16 protein-coding genes are annotated in these 19,848 nt (G+C 45.3%); 8 read left to right on the top strand and 8 right to left on the bottom strand.

What is annotated here, in order from left to right; all coding sequences use genetic code 11:
- The first annotated feature begins 52 nt into the window (after nt 1–52).
- From nuoL to JUB15_RS20605, 5 genes are all read left to right on the top strand, one after another.
- Nucleotides 53–1,969 (top strand): NADH-quinone oxidoreductase subunit L, encoded by a 1,917-nt coding sequence (gene nuoL / locus JUB15_RS20625; RefSeq protein WP_207514542.1) that lies wholly within the window; start codon nt 53–55, stop codon nt 1,967–1,969.
- Nucleotides 1,970–2,101: 132 nt separating this feature from the next.
- Nucleotides 2,102–3,571 (top strand): complex I subunit 4 family protein, encoded by a 1,470-nt coding sequence (locus JUB15_RS20620; protein ID WP_207514541.1) that lies wholly within the window; start codon nt 2,102–2,104, stop codon nt 3,569–3,571.
- Between the two features lie 64 nt (nt 3,572–3,635).
- A complete protein-coding gene (locus tag JUB15_RS20615) occupies nt 3,636–5,045 on the top strand; it encodes an NADH-quinone oxidoreductase subunit N (RefSeq protein WP_242696445.1) in 1,410 nt (469 codons plus the stop codon).
- 52 nt (nt 5,046–5,097) lie between these two features.
- Nucleotides 5,098–5,481, top strand: coding sequence for a hypothetical protein (locus tag JUB15_RS20610; protein ID WP_207514540.1), 384 nt, complete (start codon nt 5,098–5,100; stop codon nt 5,479–5,481).
- A gap of 309 nt (nt 5,482–5,790) precedes the next feature.
- Nucleotides 5,791–7,656: a serine hydrolase gene (locus JUB15_RS20605; RefSeq protein ID WP_207514539.1), complete on the top strand. Its 1,866-nt coding sequence runs from the start codon at nt 5,791–5,793 to the stop codon at nt 7,654–7,656.
- A 106-nt stretch (nt 7,657–7,762) separates the two neighbouring features.
- On the opposite strand, the gene JUB15_RS20600 is transcribed toward JUB15_RS20605, so the two are convergent.
- The 4 genes from JUB15_RS20600 to JUB15_RS20585 all read right to left on the bottom strand — a co-directional run bounded on the left by JUB15_RS20600 (nt 7,763) and on the right by JUB15_RS20585 (nt 13,136).
- On the bottom strand, nt 7,763–9,310 hold the full coding sequence (locus tag JUB15_RS20600) for a DUF6770 family protein (protein WP_207514538.1): 1,548 nt from the start codon (nt 9,308–9,310) through the stop codon (nt 7,763–7,765).
- Nucleotides 9,311–9,345: 35 nt separating this feature from the next.
- On the bottom strand, nt 9,346–10,797 hold the full coding sequence (locus JUB15_RS20595) for a M48 family metalloprotease (protein ID WP_207514537.1): 1,452 nt from the start codon (nt 10,795–10,797) through the stop codon (nt 9,346–9,348).
- 189 nt (nt 10,798–10,986) lie between these two features.
- Entirely contained in the window at nt 10,987–11,445 is a 459-nt protein-coding gene (locus tag JUB15_RS20590) for a hypothetical protein (RefSeq protein ID WP_207514536.1), read from the bottom strand.
- Nucleotides 11,446–11,666: 221 nt separating this feature from the next.
- On the bottom strand, nt 11,667–13,136 hold the full coding sequence (locus tag JUB15_RS20585; RefSeq protein ID WP_207514535.1) for an aminotransferase-like domain-containing protein: 1,470 nt from the start codon (nt 13,134–13,136) through the stop codon (nt 11,667–11,669).
- Between the two features lie 614 nt (nt 13,137–13,750).
- On the opposite strand from JUB15_RS20585, the gene JUB15_RS20580 reads away from it, so the two are divergent.
- The 3 genes from JUB15_RS20580 to JUB15_RS20570 all read left to right on the top strand — a co-directional run bounded on the left by JUB15_RS20580 (nt 13,751) and on the right by JUB15_RS20570 (nt 16,463).
- Nucleotides 13,751–14,809: a sensor histidine kinase gene (locus tag JUB15_RS20580; protein WP_207514534.1), complete on the top strand. Its 1,059-nt coding sequence runs from the start codon at nt 13,751–13,753 to the stop codon at nt 14,807–14,809.
- Nucleotides 14,796–15,503 carry a LytR/AlgR family response regulator transcription factor gene (locus JUB15_RS20575; RefSeq protein ID WP_207514533.1) on the top strand — a complete coding sequence of 236 codons (708 nt, stop codon included), beginning with the start codon at nt 14,796–14,798 and terminating at the stop codon, nt 15,501–15,503. Before JUB15_RS20580 ends, JUB15_RS20575 begins: the two co-directional genes overlap by 14 nt.
- 444 nt (nt 15,504–15,947) lie before the next feature.
- Entirely contained in the window at nt 15,948–16,463 is a 516-nt protein-coding gene (locus tag JUB15_RS20570; protein ID WP_207514532.1) for a hypothetical protein, read from the top strand.
- On the opposite strand, the gene JUB15_RS20565 is transcribed toward JUB15_RS20570, so the two are convergent.
- The 4 genes from JUB15_RS20565 to JUB15_RS20550 all read right to left on the bottom strand — a co-directional run bounded on the left by JUB15_RS20565 (nt 16,460) and on the right by JUB15_RS20550 (nt 19,664).
- A complete protein-coding gene (locus JUB15_RS20565) occupies nt 16,460–17,278 on the bottom strand; it encodes a universal stress protein (protein ID WP_207514531.1) in 819 nt (272 codons plus the stop codon). The two genes, JUB15_RS20570 and JUB15_RS20565, sit on opposite strands and share 4 nt — an antisense overlap.
- Before the next feature lie 9 nt (nt 17,279–17,287).
- Entirely contained in the window at nt 17,288–17,518 is a 231-nt protein-coding gene (locus JUB15_RS20560; protein WP_207514530.1) for a hypothetical protein, read from the bottom strand.
- Between the two features lie 71 nt (nt 17,519–17,589).
- Nucleotides 17,590–18,969, bottom strand: a complete 1,380-nt coding sequence (locus tag JUB15_RS20555) for a HAMP domain-containing sensor histidine kinase (protein ID WP_207514529.1) — start codon at nt 18,967–18,969, stop codon at nt 17,590–17,592.
- On the bottom strand, nt 18,969–19,664 hold the full coding sequence (locus tag JUB15_RS20550) for a response regulator transcription factor (protein ID WP_207514528.1): 696 nt from the start codon (nt 19,662–19,664) through the stop codon (nt 18,969–18,971). Before JUB15_RS20550 ends, JUB15_RS20555 begins: the two co-directional genes overlap by 1 nt.
- Nucleotides 19,665–19,848 lie beyond the last annotated feature (184 nt).

Raw genomic sequence — 19,848 nt, 5'->3', positions numbered from 1 at the left:
CACCGACCCTTGACCATTCACCATTGACCATTCACCATTGACCATTCACTATATGAACTATTCATCATACATAACATTGATACCGTTGCTGCCGCTGGCAGGTTTTATTATCCTGGGGTTGTTTGGTAAATCCCTGACCAGGTCAGCCGGGATCTTAGGAACATTCCTGTTGCTGGTGTCAACGGTACTGGCTTTTTATACCGCGTATAATTATTTTTTTGTCAGTGGAAAAATCAACGGCATTTATCCGCCGGTAACGGCACTGCATTATACCTGGTTGTCATTCTCGCCCGGCCTGTCAATTGATATGGGGGTGCTGGTCGATCCGGCCTCCGTAATGATGCTGGTAGTGGTAACATTTATTTCCCTGATGGTGCATCTGTTCAGTCTGGGTTATATGAAGGGCGAGGACCGGTTTGCCACCTATTATGCATTCCTGGGATTGTTCACTTTTTCGATGCTGGGACTGGTGCTTTCGACTAATCTTCTGCAGATCTATATCTTTTGGGAACTGGTAGGCGTTTCTTCTTTTCTGCTCATTGGTTTTTATTACGACCGGCCGGCAGCAGTGGCTGCGGCGAAAAAAGCATTTATTGTAACACGCTTTGCCGATCTTGGTTTTTTGATCGGCATACTGATACTCGCCTATTACGGCGGCACGCTGGATTTTAATATGTTGATCTACCGGTTAACTGCTACAAATTTGTCGCCATTGACGCAAACACCACAAATTGGTTTCATGGGGATCTCCCTCTTAACCTGGGCGCTGGTGCTGGTATTTATAGGCGGCGCCGGTAAATCGGCCATGTTCCCCCTGCACATCTGGTTGCCCGATGCTATGGAAGGACCAACGCCCGTATCTGCTCTGATACATGCGGCTACTATGGTGGTGGCTGGCGTTTACCTGGTGGCACGGTTATACCCGGTATACCTCTTAGATGAAGCTGTTTTGCAAATTATAACCTGGGTGGGTGCGCTGTCTGCTTTGCTGGCGGCGATCATTGCCTGCACCCAAACGGATATTAAACGGGTGCTTGCATATTCCACCATTTCACAGATCGGCTATATGTTATTTGCGTTGGGTCTTTCGGGTTATGGCGATACTGCCACTGGTTACAGCGCCTCGCTTTTTCATTTGTTTACCCATGCATTCTTTAAATCTTTATTGTTCCTGGGTGCAGGGGCCGTTATTCATTTCGTTCATACCAATGAAATACGGGAAATGGGCGGATTGCGAAAGTTAATGCCCCTGACGCATATTACATTTTTGATTGCCTGTCTGGCCATTGCCGGCATACCACCTTTTGCCGGTTTCTTTAGTAAGGAAGAGATCCTGCTGGCTGCCTGGGAGAATAACCGCTTTGGATATATCCTGGGGCTGGTCACTTCCGGCTTAACGGCTTATTATATGTTCCGGTTGTACTTCCGCATTTTCTGGAACAGAACACCCAGCTACAGCAATCACCATGGGGAAGGTAGCTGGACTATGAAAGGTCCTTTATTGGTGCTGGCCGCAGCGGCTATTACGGTTGGATTTATTCCCTTCCCGCATTTTGTAGCTGTCAATGGACAGGAGGAAATTACTGTTCCGCTTCGTTTTTCAATTGCGCCCGTAGCAGTCGCCATAGCAGGTATAACTATCGCGTATGTGCTTTATTTTAAAAATAATCCGCTGCCTCGAAAATGGGCCCTTGCATTTAGGGGAATGTATAAGTTAGTAAGACATAAGTTCTATTTCGATGAGCTGTACCTTTTCATTACCAAAAAGATCGTTTTTAACGGCATTGCGAAACCTGCTGCCTGGATCGACAGACATCTTGTAGATGGGTTCATGAATGGAGCAGGCTGGGCCACTACCCGGTTGTCAGAAAGCATAAAAGCATTACAATCGGGCAGTGTACAAAATTATATGTTGTATGTGTTTGGCAGTATTATAGCTCTCGCAGCAGTGTTTATTTATTGGACGTGAGAACAATGTGCTAATGTGCTGATGTGCTGATGCGCTAATGAAAATACAGGGTACAGTTTCAGGTTACATGGTTGAAAACCGGGGACGGGTAACTTGTAACCGCGATTGCATCACTTAAATTATGAACATGCTATGTCATTATCAGTCTTGATCATATTGCCGCTTCTCACCGCCATTGCATTGTTGCTGTGTAATGGGTTCAGGCAGGTTCGTGTAGTGGCGTTGAGTGGAGCGGTTGTGCAATTGATCTATGTGCTATGGCTGTTGGGGGCTTACTGGCAACAACGGCCTGCCGGTAATGCGGCTGCTATTTTGTTTGAAGAGGATCTTACCTGGTTTGCTTCATTGAATATACATTATCATGTTGGGATAGATGGCATCGCCATCGCCATGATCCTCTTAACGGCATTGGTAACGGTGGCCGGTATCCTCGTTTCCTGGCCGGTAGAAAAGCTCAGTAAAGAATTTTTCTTTTTATTGGTCCTGCTCAGCCTGGGCGCTTATGGCTTTTTCATTTCGCTCGACCTGTTCACCTTGTTTTTCTTCCTCGAGGTGGCCGTGATCCCCAAGTTCCTGCTGATCGGGATCTGGGGCAGCGGCCGGTCATCGTACAGTGCGATGAAACTGGCCCTGCTATTGATGGGCGGCAGCGCGCTTGTTTTTGTTGGGCTGGCCGGTATCTATTTCAATACACCCACAGCCAACGGCCCTACATTCGATCTGTTGCAGATCGCTCAGGCAGGTATATCAACCGATGTACAGGAACTATTCTTCCCATTTGCATTTATCGGCTTTGGCATTTTCACGGCCTTGTTCCCCTTTCATACCTGGGTGCCCGATGGCCATTCATCGGCGCCTACAGCAGCGTCGATGTTCCTGGCAGGCATCTCCATGAAACTGGGCGGTTATGGCTGTTTACGCATGGCGCTGTTAATGCCAGCGGCAGCGCAGTCGTACTCGGGCATCATCATTGTGCTGGCTACCATTGCTATCATCTATGGCGCCTTCGCTACGATGATGCAAACCGATCTGAAATACATCAATGCCTATTCATCTGTTAGCCATTGCGGGTTTGTGTTGTTAGGGATTGGTATGCTCACGAAAACGGCCATGATGGGCGCGGTGTTGCAAATGGTATCGCATGGATTAATGACCGCGCTCTTCTTCGCCGCCATTGGCATGTTGTACGACCGAACGCACACCCGGCAGGTGGCGCAGTTGGGCGGCTTGTTGAAAGTGATGCCTTTTATTGCAACGGTATTTGTTATCGCTGGTTTATGCTCGCTGGGTTTACCGGGTTTAAGTGGGTTTGTAGCCGAAGTAACCGTTTTTATGGGCGCCTGGCAAAGAGAAGATGCCTGGTACCGGTTGGCAACGATCCTCGCTTGTGCCTCCATTGTCGTAACAGCCGTGTACATCTTGCGAGCCATGGGCAAAGTGATCATGGGACCATTACTGGTGGAAGGCACTGGCTCTTTGCTGCAACAGGGCCATGTGCTCTCAGACGCCCGCTGGAATGAGAAACTGGCTGCTGTGCTTCTTATCATTGGCATTGTGGCCATAGGGGTAGCACCATTCTGGTTGACTGAATTAATTAATTAACACCCCAAACCGTAAAAGGGGGAACAACTGGCATTGCACAATTGACAAGCCTCATATTTTAATTATGCTGTCTGATTTTTTTATACTCATGAAACAGGAACTGGTGATCATGGTGATCATCTTTGTGCTGTTATTATTAAAGATTGGAGCGGATATGTCCAACGAAAAGATGATGAACCTGGCCAATGGGCTGTTGTTACTGAACCTCGCGGCAGGATTTACCGGCAATCAGCCGGGCGTACTGTTCAATGAAATGTATGTGACCAATCCCCTGATCGTGCTTGAAAAAAATATTCTGAACCTGGGCACGTTGATCATATCCTTACAATCTTTCTCCTGGCTTAAAAAGCACGACCATGTACCCGAATTTTACGTCCTGCTTTTGTGCACCTTGCTGGGAATGTTCTTTATGATCTCCAGCGGCAATCTGATACTGTTCTATATTGGCCTGGAACTGTCGAGCATTCCACTGGCAACCATGGCGAATTTCGACCTGGCTGCAAAAAGATCATCGGAAGCAGCGATGAAATTTATTATGTCATCTGCCTTCGCATCCGGTTTGCTCCTGTTTGGCATATCGCTGCTGTATGGGGCTACCGGTACCCTTACCTTCAGCGAAATGACTGCGCTTATTACCGGCAGTCCCTTGCATATCTTTGCTTTCGTTTTATTGCTGGCCGGTTTTGCCTTTAAAATTTCTGTTGTACCCTTTCATTTGTGGACGGCCGATGTGTATGAAGGAGCACCGGTGGCTGTTACATCCTGGTTGTCGGTGGTGTCAAAAGGATCGGTTTTATTCGTGTTCGTTTCGGTGTTATATACGGTGTTCAAACCCATAGCGGGCAACTGGTATAATATGTTGTTTTTATTGTCGGTGGTAACCATTTTGATCGGGAACCTGTTTGCCATCCGGCAGAATAATATCAAGCGCTTCCTTGCCTTTTCTTCCATTGCCCAGATCGGTTTTATCCTGGTGGGTATAACGGGCAGCTCACAGGTATCTTCGGCTTCTGTCGTTTATTTCGTGCTTATTTATGTCTTTTCAAATCTTGCCGCGTTTGGTGTTGTGGCGCTGGTAAGCGCTGTTACGGGCCGGGAACAGGTGAGTGATTATAAAGGTTTTTACAAAACCAATCCGGTGTTATCGTGGGTGCTCACTATTGCTTTATTTTCCCTGGCCGGCGTGCCGCCAACGGCTGGTTTTTTTGGGAAGTTTTTTCTCTTAATGGCTGGCGCCGGAAAAGGTAATTATATCCCGATCACGATTGCGGCGTTAAATATGATCCTTTCATTTTATTATTACCTGCGCATCGTGAAAGCGGTCTTCATGGATGCAAATGAGCAGCCCATCGAACGATTAACCATACCCGCTTATTCAAAGCTGGCCATGTTCATTTGTGTAGCGGGTATTTTAATAACGGGACTTGCAGGGTTTGTGTATGATTATATCTATGCTTTGAGCTTTGGCTTCTAAGTTCAAAGTTTACAGTTCAAAGTTCAAAGTTCACAGTTTACAGTTATTAGTTATGGCAATTAATAAAAATCATGAGTTTGAAGAATTGAATGGCGTCAAATGCGCCATTGTAGAAAGGAATGCATCGCAACAACGGGTTGATTTCTTAAAACCTTTACTGGAATTCAATAAATATACCGTCATCATTGCTGCTTCACCTCCTGCCAAAGCTACTGCGCCTGCAGCAACCGCTGCCAATCCCGATACATCTGGTGAACCAACGCCACCGCCGCATGCCACTTACACAATAGGGGTTACCGATGTTACCTTCAATCCCACCAATGCGTTATTCGGACGATTATTGAAAACTCCATCCGGACAAGTAGTAACCGTCGCTTACTGGCAACAGCGAGACACGGTAAGCAGGGATGATATTCCTTATTTTGCCAGAAAGTAAAAGGTATAATTACTTTATCTCCGAGATAATACGGTAAGGGCTTACGTAGTCCTACTTGATCTTCGTCAACAATGTGATCTTACCACTATTGTGGTATTGTTGGCGCTGGATATCGCCTTTACATTTGCATTCGAATTACGGCATCGAACATTACCGCTCCTTTATGAACACGGATCTGAGCAACTGATCAACCACTGTCAGCAGGTTCTCCGATTAATAGCAAAAACATTTTAAACAGGATTGATAGCTATTGTTACAATAGCCTATGCGATCTTTTATCATAACCATTAAAACTTTAAAGGTCTTACTATGAAATCATTATTTCAAACCAGTTTATTTGTTCTTTTTTGTGCGTTATTTACTTCGCCAGCGAGTGCGCAATGGGTAGCCCGTCATAATTTAAGCGCAGCGCAATACCAGGCGGCATTTAATGACCTTACCCAACAGGGCTACCGGCTTTCAACAGTAAGTGGCTATACCTGTGGCGGTCAGGAAAGATATATCGCTTTATGGGAGAAGAAAGCAGGGCCGGAATGGTCTGCCAGGCATGGTTTGTCGAGCCAGGACTACCAGTCAGCGTTTGATGATCATGTTAAGAAGGGATTCCGTTTAACGCATGTGTCGGGTTATGGTGTAGGCAGCCAGGCAAAATTTGCTGCTATCTGGCAAAAAACATCCGGCGCGGCGTGGGCTGCCCGGCATAACCTCACGGCAGCGCAATACCAAAAAGCGTTCGATGATTTTTCAAAACAGGGATACCGGCTCGTGCATGTATCGGGTTATGTAGTGAACAATACCGAATTTTTTGCCGGCATTTGGGAAAAGAGCGCTGGTAACGGCTATATCGCCCGCCATAACCTTACTTCGAGCCAGTACCAGCAGGCGTTCAATGATTACACCAAACAAGGCTACCTGCTGAAAACAGTAAGCGGTTATACAAAGAATGGAACCAACCTGTATGCTGCCATCTGGGAAAATGTAGCCAGTCCGTTGTGGGCAGCAAGACATGGTGTAAGCAATGGCAACTACCAGTATGTTTTCGACAATATGTATTACCAGGGTTACAAGCCGGTGTATGTAAATGCATATACTTCGGGTACCAGCTGCGAGTATAACGCCATCTGGACCAACACGAACATGAAGGGGTCTGACATTGCAGTCATTGATGAGGCGGTGAACAAGTACATGAGCGATCAAAGTGTAAAAGGATTGTCAATAGCGGTTTGTAAAAATGGCCGTTTGGTGTTTGCCAAAGGATATGGCTATGCCGATGCTGCCAGTGGAGAGGAAATGTCGCCCGATCAACCCCTGCGGATCATGAGCATTTCAAAACCGGTTACTTCTGTTGGCATCATGACGCTGCTCGATCAACACAAGATCTCACTGGATAAAGCGGTGTTTGGTCCGAACAGCATACTCGGTTCAAAATATGCTACGCCGTCGGGTAAAGAAAAGCTGAACAACATCACCGTACGCCAGTTATTGAACCATACTTCAGGATTGCGCAGCTGCAATGGAGAATCAGTGTTCTGGGATCAAAATAAAACCGCGGATGACGCCATGAACGTATTACTGAATGCAGCTGACCTGATCACTACTGATACTTCCAACCAGTATATTTATAGCAACACCAATTATTTCATCCTCGCCCGGATCATTGAACAGGTGAGCGGCCAGTCATACGAGAATTATATCCGCAACAACGTGCTGAACAAATGCGGCATTGGCAATACCATGTATGTAGGCGCTGCTTCAGGCAGCTCAAAATCAGGCGAAGCGTCGTATGTACCGATGGATAAAATGAATTTACAACTCTGGGCCGGTTTTGGCGGCTGGGTAGCGCGGCCGATAGATCTGCTTAAATTCCTGAACCGGGTCGATGGTGCTGCCACCCCCAGCGATGTGATCACCAATGGAGCGCACGCGACCATGACAACCGGTTCAACGCTAAGGCCGGGCTATGGCTGCGGCTGGAACATCTCAGGTGCCATGCAAAACCACAACGGCTGTTTTGATGGTACCCGCTCTTTCCTGGTTGAATTGGGCAATGGATTGAGTTATTCGGTGATCGTCAATAACAATCCGTCGAACGATGGCTGTGGCTGGACGATGAAAGGTGCTATTGAAGCCGGTCTGAACAAAGTATCGGATTTTCCTTCGTATGACCTGTTTTAGTCAGCGTGCTAATCCCGATTAAAGCCAGACAAGTTGTGTTAATTAGCTAATAAAAAAGAAAGCGCCCAGTCAAAGCCGGGCGCTTTCTTTTTTTAAACATTTGTAACTATAATGCTTCTATTGAAACCCTGGTTTCTGAACCATTGTAGGTGGCGATCATCATATGGCCTTCTTTTGCCGGGAATACATTTGTTCGAACGTTTCCATCCTTATGGGGAATGGTACGAACGATGTTCTTTTTGCTGGCATTATACACAAAAATGTCTTTTGCATCATTTATGATTACGTAATTGGATTTTGTGTCATGGTTGGTCACAAAATAAAAATACCTGTTATCATACATGTTTATCGGCGCTGCACCCGGGAAAGGCTTGGTGCGATTGGTTGCTATGGTATTATCGACTGAAATGGCGCCTTTTTCAGTTTGTTTTATTAATACGGCTTCTGCCAGTCGGGCTTTGGTATAACCGCCGCCTGCGATAAACAAGGGAATAATTACCGTAGGGGCTGTTGCCACCGTAAAGAATATAGAACCAAATTTTGCTCTTCTGATCACGGTTGAACCTACAAATATGGTGTTGCCCTGAAAATCTTTGAACGCGCGTTCGAGCCGGGGATAGGTGTTGTTGCTGGCCAGATGGCCTTTGCTGCTGATGAATGATTGCGAACCATCATTCCAATAAGAAAAAGATTCCTTGATGTCTGCTTTTTTTGTTCCATTTATATTAATGGTGAAAACACCGGCATAAGGTCCCCTGGCCAGTTTTTTGGCTGTTATGTAGTTGTTGCCCTTACGAAGATCAATTATGTTTCCGGCCATAAAGGGCAAACCGCTTGTTGGATCAATATCGAACGTAAACACCTTTAATGAATGGCCCTGCTTGTCCTTTAACTCGTATTTAGGGAAAACAGCGCCATCAGCGATCGCATAACTCAATAATTCATAACCGCCTTCCTTCATTTCATGGTTTCTTTTTACCAACAGGTAAATAGCCTGTTTGGCTGCCAGCAGATTGAAGCGCTGTGCCTGTTCGGTGGTATTTTTCTGCCACAATATATCGCCATTGGCGCTGAAGGTAACCAGGTTGCTTTTCCGGTCATCCCCAAAGAAAAGCGCAAAACCTTTTTGTGGAATATTGGTCAATTGCAGCGAATGTTTCAGCATTTTTTCCCCGGTATATATACCATAGGAATTTGTTTGCGGGGTAAGGGTAGCCTCAAACGTATTCGATTTAACGATCTTGCCATCGAGGCTCACAAATTGTACGAAGACAGATGTCTTTTGATCCAACACTGCCTGTTTATATTTTTTCCTGTTTTTTGCCGGCTCGTTAATAACGTTGCTTTTTAAATAAGCAAGGCATAAGATATCCTGTTCAAAACTTACCGATTGCAGATCGAGGGCCATGTCCCTGAACTTAACAGTTCCAATATCGTTCAGGTTTTCGTCCATGATGGCGATCTTGTAATTGAAAGAGTCGGCATTTGCTTTTTCGAGCCTGGTAAACACCAGGTAGCCTACCAGGGAATTGTCCTGGATGATCGCTTTTACTTCGGAAGAGATATCTTTTCCTACTTCTTTAAAGACTTTTGTTTGGGCGTGGGCTAAACACACGGTTATGGTCAGCAGGAATGCTGTTAGTGTTTTTTTCATTCGTTTTGGTTTGTATTAAATGTTTTAAGGATATTTTATTCTTCGAAGATCCTGGCGAATTCATAATACATGCTGTTGGCGTTGCCAGCGGTAAATTCTTTCGCAGCTTTTGCTTTGTTTTTTTCCGAAAGATCCGGATCCAGCGCCAGGGTGAACATCAGGTTCTTTAAGGCTTTTTCGCCAGAAGGCAAACTTTTCCAGAAACCTGCGTTCTGAAATATCTTGCAGTATTGTTCCAGCTGCTCACGGGGAATTTGTTCGAGCATGGTTTGCAGCTCATAATAATCTTTTGAAATGTATTCTTTTTGCACCACACCGATGGCATTAAAGCGGCGCAGTTCGCGGTCGGAATAGTATATGCCGGAAATGATGTTACTGATCATGAAGTCGTACCATTCATCGGTATTGCCTTTGTCCTTTTCGAGAAAGATGCGGTATAAACAAGGCGTGAGGCTCATGTTGGAATACATATTCCAGATGATCATTTTATTGGCCTTATCCTGCAGCTGTGCTGGTATAGGGGTGGGTGTTACGCCGGCAACAGACTGGCTGCGGGTTTTGTTGAACCGTTCCACACAATCGGGGTGCGTTTTTAAAGAATCCTGCAGGGTAGAAGTGTCTTTAAAATTATACGACTTTGCAGAAAGGCCTTTTGTGCGTTTTTTTGTCCAGCTGTCGTCAAATGGCAGGTTGTACGCCGTAAAATAGTTTTTAACCGGATGTTTCAGCGGTTGATGGTAAATATTATCTGCGCTGTCGAGCCGCAGGAAGAAGGATGCCTGAAAGGCAATGTTGCTTTTTTTCAGCATCAGGATTGCCAGTGAATCCGCATCACTTTCATGATAACGTTGGTGTTTACTTCTGCTGAAAGAATAGTTTTCGAGCACTTTTCTTAATCGTGACAGCCGTTCATATTTGGAATCGAGCACGGCATTCAACGATTTTTGATATTCGTCAGAGCTAAGCCATTCGGCCCGTTGCTTCATGGCGTTTTCAGGATGCGTAAGAATGTTGTGCGACATTTCATGGGCAATAGCCAGCGACAGTTCTTCCCTTGACTTCGAAAATACGATCAGCCCCAGGTTAACGGCAATGATGTTATTACCTATCGCATAGGCATTCACTGAAGCGCTTCGGTCAATGAGCAACATCGGCTTCACCGGGATCAGCTGTTTGTTGGCCTGAACGATCTGGTTAATGATACCGTCTACGTAAGTGTATACTTCTGTATCGTGTATATAATTGTCGCCCTGGATGGCGCCGGTAAAAAAACTGGTGCGGTCGTCCCAGATCTCTTTGTATTTTTTTTGCGTGCTCCTTTCCTTGTAAACGGAAGGGCAGGTCCAGGCTTTTGCCAATGAATCTTTTTGTTTTTTATAATAAAGATGCGACAGGTCCTGGAAGCTGTATAATGATCTGGACTGGGAAAATACAGGAATTGAAATAATGGTAAGCAGAACAGTTATTAAGGGTTTAAAGCCATGCATGGGATACGATTTTTTGCAGTTGCGTTTGCAGCGTAAAAATACTAATATTTGGATGGGATTATAATAATTTGGGTAAATAATAGGTAATTGTAATATTTTTTTCTTCCCGGTTCTATAGCAAAAAAGGCAGAAAGTTTGAAAGTTTCCTTTCAACCCTTCTGCCTTTATAATAACTGATTTCCCGTTTTGTTATTGCGCCTTTCTGTACTTTTCTACAATACTCAGGTGGCCTTCATTATCAGATTTTACGGTCATCCAGATTTTTTCATCCTGTAGCTTTACAAAATATTCCAACCTGGAAATTCCGGCTTCTGTAATGGTAGAAACCTCTACAATGCCAAAGATATTCTTGTTAGGATAAGCGTTTTTGACCTTGGAACGAACCACAAATGGCAGATGCTGCTCATAGTAGTAACGGGTAAACTCGGTAGCTCTTCCATCTTTCAGGTACACGATCCTTGAACGGATACCATCTGCGACAAAATTCACCACCCAGGCTTTTGGCAATTCATACCAGTTAACCCGCTCAGCTTTCGGGAAACTGGTATTGAACGATTTGACGAGTTTGTCGTCAATCTCACCCGGATCACGGGCAATCAAACTAAAGCTAAGAAGCAGGGCTGAGCAAAGGATGAACAACTTTTTCATGGCTTAAACTTTTAGAACTTTAATAAATCGATCGTAAAGGTAAATGGTATTCGGACTATTAAGGTGTCCGGTTTCTATATTCCGGGTAGTCCGGTTTAATGGGGCAACAGTAATTGAAGTTAGTGTTATGTTATCCCAACTAAACGGCCGGGATACAAAGGTGGTCTGTTACATCAACAGGAAATTGTATAAATCGGCACTATAACGTGAAATTGTCAAGATTATTTTGCGCGGATAGTTTTTACCAGCAGGTCAACCGCCTGTTCTGCCTCCTGTTCATTCATCCAGCCAAAACCCATGCGGGTTGCGTTCATCAATACAGCGGAAGTATTATGTATTAAACCATTTGAGAGGATGAGTCCCTGGGCTTTTAATTTTTCGGCGAGTGTCGGCAGTGGTATCGATCTGTTGAATTTGGCCCAGATGGCCAATCCGCCATCGGGTATTTTAAAATCGATCATGTCGGAAAGTTTATCTTTTAACAGACCGCATAGAAAATCACGGCGTTTATGATAAGCGAGCAGGGCTTTTTTCATATGCCGTTTGATATGTCCTTCTTCAAACAGATCAACCAGCGCCAGTTCCATGATAGGATCACCCTGCACATCTACCAGCTGGCGGATACGGCTTAATTCCAGGATAAGATTTTGCGGGGCCACTACATAACCGGTACGAATGGCTGGTGCAACGGTCTTACTAAGTGTACCTATATAAATGACCATCCCTTTGGTATCAGCGCTTACCAGCGGCAGCATCGGACTGCTTAAATAATGGAAATCATAATCGTAATCATCTTCAATGATAATGAAGCCATATTTCTCTGCAAGCGATAATAGTTTGATGCGGCGGGCAGCCGAGAGGGTTACTGTAGTAGGATAGTGGTGATGCGAAGTTATGTACAGGGCTTTGATCTTTTTCCGTTGACAAACTTTTTCAACAGCATCTACGTCCATACCATATTCATCTACCTTAACGCGGGTAAGCTGCATGCCGGCCTGAATAAAAACATGATCGGCATAATAATAATTGGTATCTCCTACAATGATCGTATCGCCTTTTGCAAACAGTACGGTCGATAGCAGGTAGAGGGCCATCTGTGCGCCCCTCGTAACCAGGATATTTTCGAAAGTAGTTTGCAGCCCGCGGGTGGCATTGAGGTAATCTGATAATACCTGCCTGAATTTTTGCACACCGGGTGTTTCTACATACGACATATATTTCAGGTAGGTATGTCGTGATAATACGCTTTTATAGGCGCGGCCTAATTCATCAGCAGGGATCAGACGCATGTCGGGCCCATCATGAAAACCGATGATATGGCGTAAAGGCAATGCCGGTGTGCGAAGGGTGGTGTTTACTTTAACTGTGTAGCCGGTTGTAGCGGGGAAGGCATTTTGATGCTGATTGTTTGAGAACCGGCGCGCTTTTGTTTCGGGTATCTCTTTGCTGGTAAAGGTGCCTTTCGATGGATGCATTTCTATCCAGCCCTGTGCGTCGAGCTCTTCATATGCCCGCACGATCGTTTTGCGGTGTACCTGCAGCATTTCGGCCATCTGGCGGGTGCCGGGCAGTTTCAGACCGGGACCAACCCGGCCTTTTCGCATTTCCTGTATAACGGAGTTGGCTATCTGCAGGTAGACGGGCGTATCGCCATCTTTTTGCATTTGTATGATCGTTTTCCACGGAAGCATAGTGGACTACCTCATGGGTTTAATTTCAAGACTAAGATAGTCCATTTTGGGCAAAAAAGGCTAAAAGGCTGAAGGCATAAGCTTAGGGCAAAAGGCTAAAGGCATAAAGCTGAAGGCATAAGGCTGAAGGCAAAAGGCTAAATACAGATAGGTTAGGCGCGAAGCGCCTACGCGGAAACAAGCGTTAGGCCTTTAGCCTTTATTGTATTGCAGCGTTAAGCGTATTACATGGCATAATTTTTAAATAGTTGTTGTTATAAAATTTTTTACTATGCGAGACTGGCTAAGAGGATTAATTGCCGGATATGCCGCCTGGAAATGGGGCGGAGGCTGCCTGGGCACCATTATCGTGTTTGTTCTTGTTTATTGGTTATTACAGGGTTGTTAAACGCGGAACGCAGAACGCAGAACGCGAAACGCAGTACGCAGAACGCACAACGCGCAACGCGAAACACGGAACGCAGAAACTTCTGCAAACCCTGCTTCAAAGCTTTGCCAAAGTGAAGCAGGCTGAGAACGCCGCTAACGGCTTTCAGCCTTTAGCTTTAAGCTTTCGGCCTCAGCCTTTGGCCTTGAGCCTTGAGCTTTCAGCCTTAAGCTGTAATTTAGGGTCGATGAAAAGACTGCTTATGCATGGCGCCTTCTGGCTGGTGTATCTGTTACAGGATACCGTATTACAGTTAGTATGGGTGGCGCCTGCATTGAAGAACATTCCTGAGTACGTGCAAGTCCGCATGGCGTTTGAAGCCGCTATTGCCGCATTGATGCCCAAACTGCTTTTTACTTATTTTATATTATACGTTGCCGTTCCGAAGATCGTGCAGGGAACGGTAAAACTCGCCGCTATCATTTGCCAGGTGGCTATTGCTTTTTTGGTCACTGTTGTATTATACCGGCTCATCTTTGCTTACTACATAAATCCAATCATTTATTCCGGTGTGCTGAAGACGCGGTCCTTATTTCATGTGCTCAATCTGCTACTTGCGGTAATGGATATTGGGTTTGTTTCCGGCGTTGCGATCACTTTAAAATTACTGCGTATTCAACTGGCAGCCCGCGAGCGGGAGAAAAACCTGGTCAGGGAAAAGCTGGAAGCAGAACTGAAATTCCTTCGCCATCAAACCAATCCCCATTTTCTTTTCAATACACTGAATAATATCTATGCACTTGCCCGTAAACGTTCGGCAGCTACAGCTGAAGTGGTCATGCGCTTATCGAAGCTGTTACGGTTCATGCTATACGAATCGAAGCGTAACCTCATTACCATAGCCGATGAATTGAAGATCCTGGATGATTATATTGCACTCGAAAAAATGCGGTACGAGCGCCTTACCATTCACTTTCAGCGCGATATAGATGATGAAACCCGGAAAATAGCGCCGCTACTCTTGTTGCCATTCGTTGAAAATGCGTTCAAACATGGCGCCAGTGAAAGCCGGTTCGATTCTTTTATCCGCATGCAGGTACAATTACAACAGGGGCGTCTTACCTTTAGTGTGGAGAACACGAAAGAAAACGATTTTACGGGGAACATAACGGAAAATATCGGGCTACACAATGTGCGAAGGCAACTGGAGCTCATGTACCCGGATCATGACCTGCAACTGCAGAACGAAGCGACTACTTTTTCAGTACGGCTTTCCATAAATCTTACCAGCTATGCACAGGTATAATTGTATTATTGTTGAAGATGAGCCACTGGCGGCAGAAGTGATAAAAGATTATATCGGCCAGGTTCCTTTCCTGCAATTAAAAGGTATTTGCACTGATGCTCTGTATGCCATAGACCTGTTGCAAAAAGAAAAGATCGACCTGGTTTTCCTCGACATTCACCTGCCCAAATTAAAAGGACTTGATTTCATCAAAGCACTCAAAAATCCGCCACAGGTGATCATTACATCCGCCTACCAGGAATATGCGCTACAGGGTTATGAATTGAATGTAGTGGATTATCTGCTGAAGCCAATCGAATTCAGCCGTTTTGTAATGGCCGTTAACAAGCTCAAAGAACGGGAAGCAGGACCGGCATTGCCGGTTTCATCAGCGGCAGGGAGCGAACGGGCCGCGCTGTTCTTCAACGTTAGTAAAAAACACGTGAAGATCTATATAGATGAGATCCTTTTTATCGAAAGCCTGAAAGAATATATCCGCATCACTACAAAAGACAAATCCATTCTCACTAAATTCCAACTGGGGCAAATTGAAGAAATGCTGGCGCAAAACGGTTTCCTCAGGATCCACCGTTCTTTCCTGGTAGCCAAAAGCAAGATCGATGCTTTTTCTGCTACCGATGTAGAGATCGCCGGTAAGCAAATACCTATTGGCAGAAGTTATAAAGATACAATAATAGGATCGCTGAATGCTTAACGCTGAACGCAGAACGCAAAACGCTGAACGCAGAACGCAAAACGCTGAACGCAGAACGCAAAACGCTGAACGCAGAACGCAAAACGCTGAACGCTGAACGCTTAACGCTTACGCAAAACGCTTAACGCTGAACGCTTGTTTCCGCGTAGGCGCTTCGCGCGTAAGGCTTTTGTATTTAGCTTTCAGCCTTCAGCCCTCAGCTTTGTGCCTTTAGCCCTCAGCTTTGTGCCTTCAGCCTTCAGCTTTCTGCCTTTAGCCTTCAGCCTTCAGCCTTCAGCCTTTAGCCTTTAGCCCTCAGCTTTGTGCCTTCAGCCTTTAGCCTTATGCCTTTATGCCTTGTTGCCTCCGATAGCCGCTATTCGTACATAGCAACCTGTCGTTCGTTGAATAATCAGGGCTGTAATGCCATGAAACCATAATTTCATTTTAACCAACAACTGCAACATGACAAGCCGAACGCTGCCCGGACAACCATCTTATGGCGCAAAGCCGCTTTTGAAAACAATTTTATGGGTGGGTTTACTGGCTGGAAGCCTTGATATTCTGGCGGCGTGCCTGCAAGCTTACCTGGTACGCGGAACAAGCCCCGCGATCGTCCTGCAATTTATTGCGAGCGCTGCTTTTGGCAAGCCGGCTTTCTTTGGCGGATGGCAGATGGCGTTAGCAGGCCTGCTTTTCCATTTTATCATTGCTTATAGTTTTACTGCGTTGTACTTTTTAATATACCCTTTCATCTGGGGGCTGGTAAAACATATAGCAATTGCAGCTATTGTATATGGAATATTCATATTTGTAGTTATGAACCTGGTGGTACTGCCCATGACAAAACTCCCGCCGATCCCTTTCAAATGGGATAAAGCGGCGATGGCCGCCGGCATCCTGATCCTGGCCATAGGGCTGCCGGTAACTTTTTTTGCTCGTCGATATTACCGGCAAGGGGAAACCGCCCCGCCGGTTTAGTATTCTGCCGATTTAAAAATGCACAGAACCGGTACCCGGGCGTGGTTGATGATCCGTTGGGAAAAAGGACCGATAAAGAACTGCTTGTTGGCTACATCAACGGTAGAAGAAACAACTACCAGGTCGGCTTTTGATTTATCGGCTTTATCCAATACTTCTTCTGCAATGTTTTTGCTGTAGCTATAGCTGACCTCATACTGAATGGCCTCTTTCCAGCTAGCTTTAAGCTCATTCGCTATTTCGGTTACCTGTTTTACATCATGCTCTTTCCTGTCGATGGAAATTCCCATTAAATTGAAATTGCAGCCGGGATAGATCTGGATCACCAGGTCGCTGATAAATTGATATTTTTTGAAAGCACCTAGCGTAGGCCGTAATGGGAAAAGCACCTGATGAAAATCCAGCCATCTTTTTCCTTCCGGCACAATGAGCACCGGGCAACTGGCGTGTTTTATGGTGTAGTAAGAGTTGGAGCCTATGAAAAAATCCCGATGGCCTGAAGCACCATAAGCGCCCATGACGATCAGATCGGGTTTCAGATCGAACGCCATTCGGGCAATGGTTGGTCCAATATAGCCGTCCTTGAAAATAACAGTCGTTTCAACACCATGCCGTTGTTTTATATTGTCGGCTATGGCATGGCCAATCTGGCTGGCATTTTTTATGGTATAGGATTCCTCGGGAATAAAGGCTGACTCGTCTATATGAAGTAACTGTAAGCTCGCATTATTTCTTTTTGCAATACCAATGGCAGTTTCAAGTGCATTAAACGATGCCTCGCTGTAGTCCGTAGGAATGAGAATATTTGATATCATGAGGCCGTGTTAATGAGCGTTTTTTATACGAGGTACGGAGGGGGTGAAAGCGGCCGTCCGGGTGGTATCGATCTTTCGCATAAGCTCTATTACCACCGATTTCAATGAATCGTTTTGTAAGATCAGTTCCCTGTTCTCCCATTTGTAATCAATGGTTTGCTTATAGAGGAAACTGCATACAATAACGAGCATTGCAATAAACGCAAACAGGAGACCATACACTGAGCGTTTTAGTTTCATCGTGCCGTTTCTTTCCTGTGCAATTTATTTTATGCCAATTATTGTGTAATTTTTTGGTGGTTAGAAGGTGATTAGAATTTTGCTGTCGGTACGGTAATCACAAATTCACTGCCTGATCCGATCACGGAGCTAACCGTAATATTTCCTTTGTGCAGTTTTATGATGCGGTTGGCCAGGGATAAACCAAGGCCAAATCCGCTTTGGTGCGAAGTTGAGTTGACCCTGTAGAATGGTTGAAAAATATATTTCAGCTCCCCTTGGGGAATGCCTTTTCCCTTATCGCTAATGGCTATGGTGATCACGTCGGCTTCGGCTTTCAGTTTGATCGTGGCTTTGTGATCATCGGAGTATTTGCAGGCATTGGTAACGATATTTTTAATGGCGGTGAACAACAGTTCGGCATTACCAAAAACGATCAGTTTCTCTTCTTCGGCAGGCATATCGTCGAACGACAAATTGACCAGGTATTCCGGGTTGCTTTTTTTCATTTCTGCCGGCAGGCTCATAAGGATTTCGTCCATACGTACCGGCAGCAGGTTTATTCCGCCCGGATCGCCCGATGCCTGCGCAAATTCAAGGAGCGTTTGGGTCAGTTTGCTCAAATGCCGCACATCCTGGTACACCGACTCCATTACCCCGCGGTATTGCTGTGCATCCCGGTTCTTTTGCAGGGATACCTCGAGCTGGCTTGAAATAGCCGTTAAGGGCGTCGACAACTCATGCGATGCATTGGAAACAAACCGGCGCTGGGTCTCGAAACTGTCCTGTAACCGGTTCATCAGGCGGTTGAGCGTTTCCGCGAGGTAGAACCATTCATCTTTTGCCGTGCCGGTGCCAATGCGCCTCGCCAGGTTATGTGCGGAGATCTCATTGATGTCATCAGCAATTTTTTTAATAGGTTGCAGCAGCCGGTCTGAAAAAAAATAACCACCTACACAGGCGATCATAATACCGGCCAGGAAGCTGAACCATAATATATTTCTCAAGACCCTGATCTGGGCTTTTCCTTCCGCGTCATAAGCCGCCGTGATGACAACTATGCGGGTATTGGGATTGGCATAGTGGTAAGCGACCGCTTCCTTATTATCGGTCTTGAAGAAAATGGTTCCTTTAACGCGGGCATCATCGAGGACGGACGTGTCGATGGTCAGGGTATCAGCAGGCGCATCACTGTAACTATAGATCTGGTTATTCAGGTAATCGTATGCCTGAAAGGTTTTGTCTTTCAGTGTAAGGGAAGTGGAAGAGTCGATCTTACGGATGAGCTGTTGATCAAACAGCTGCGACTGGCCCAGCAACCGGGCAAGGGTAATGGCCCGGTTGGTCAGCCTTGTGCGAATATTATGTGATCGTTGCGTATAGGAGAAATAATAAACAGTAGCGCATACCATGGCCAATATCACAAATGAAATCAGGCAGAATAATAATGTTATGCGCAGTTTAACAGGCATCAGCGATCATTTTCCTTTAAAATATATCCCATGCCAACGTGTGTTTGTATCAATTTCTGGTCATAGGGTTTATCAATTTTGTTACGCAGATAACTTATGTATACATCAATGATATTGGTGTTGGTATCAAAGTCAATATCCCATACGTTAACGGCGATAGCCGCTCTAGATACTACCTTATTTTTATTCCGCAACAGATATTCAAGTAATTGAAATTCTTTGGCCGTTAAGTTAATGACATCATTTCCGCGCTTCACTTCCTTGCTGTCGAGGTTCATGCAAAGATCAGCCGCTTTCAGCAGGTTGCCAACAGGGATATTCTGATTCATGGTGCGCTTCAGCAATACCCTTATTTTCACCAGCAGCTCCCTGAACTCAAAGGGTTTCACCATGTAATCATCAGCGCCGGCATCATAGCCTTCCATCTTATCATTCAAGGTGCTTAATGAAGTAAGCATGATGATGGGAATATTTGTATTATGGCTCCTGATGATCTTCGACAGCTCATACCCATTAATGCCCGGCAGGTTTATATCGAGGATTACCAGGTTGAAATCATGTAAAAAGAACAACCGTTCTCCGATCTTTCCATCATAGGCTACCTCTACATGGTAACCGTTCTCGGTAAGCCCCACCTTCAACGTGTCAGCAATTTTTTGCTCGTCTTCGATGATCAGTATTTTCGTTTCTTCCATAACCTTGTATTGCATTGTTCATGTTCACACAGCAGCAAAATAACAATATCAACTGCATTGATCCTGCTATATCAAAGTTACAATTTCAATTTTTTTCATTAAAAATTGATGAAAAACGCCCTTTTGATCAGGGTTCTAATCTACTTCTAATTCGGCATTAACAGACGACTAACACGTTGGAAAT

The organism is Longitalea luteola (assembly GCF_017356035.1).
Lineage (GTDB): Bacteria > Bacteroidota > Bacteroidia > Chitinophagales > Chitinophagaceae > Niastella > Niastella luteola.
The sequence above is the reverse complement of the archived record's forward strand: the minus strand, read 5'-3'. Positions and strand labels throughout refer to the sequence as shown.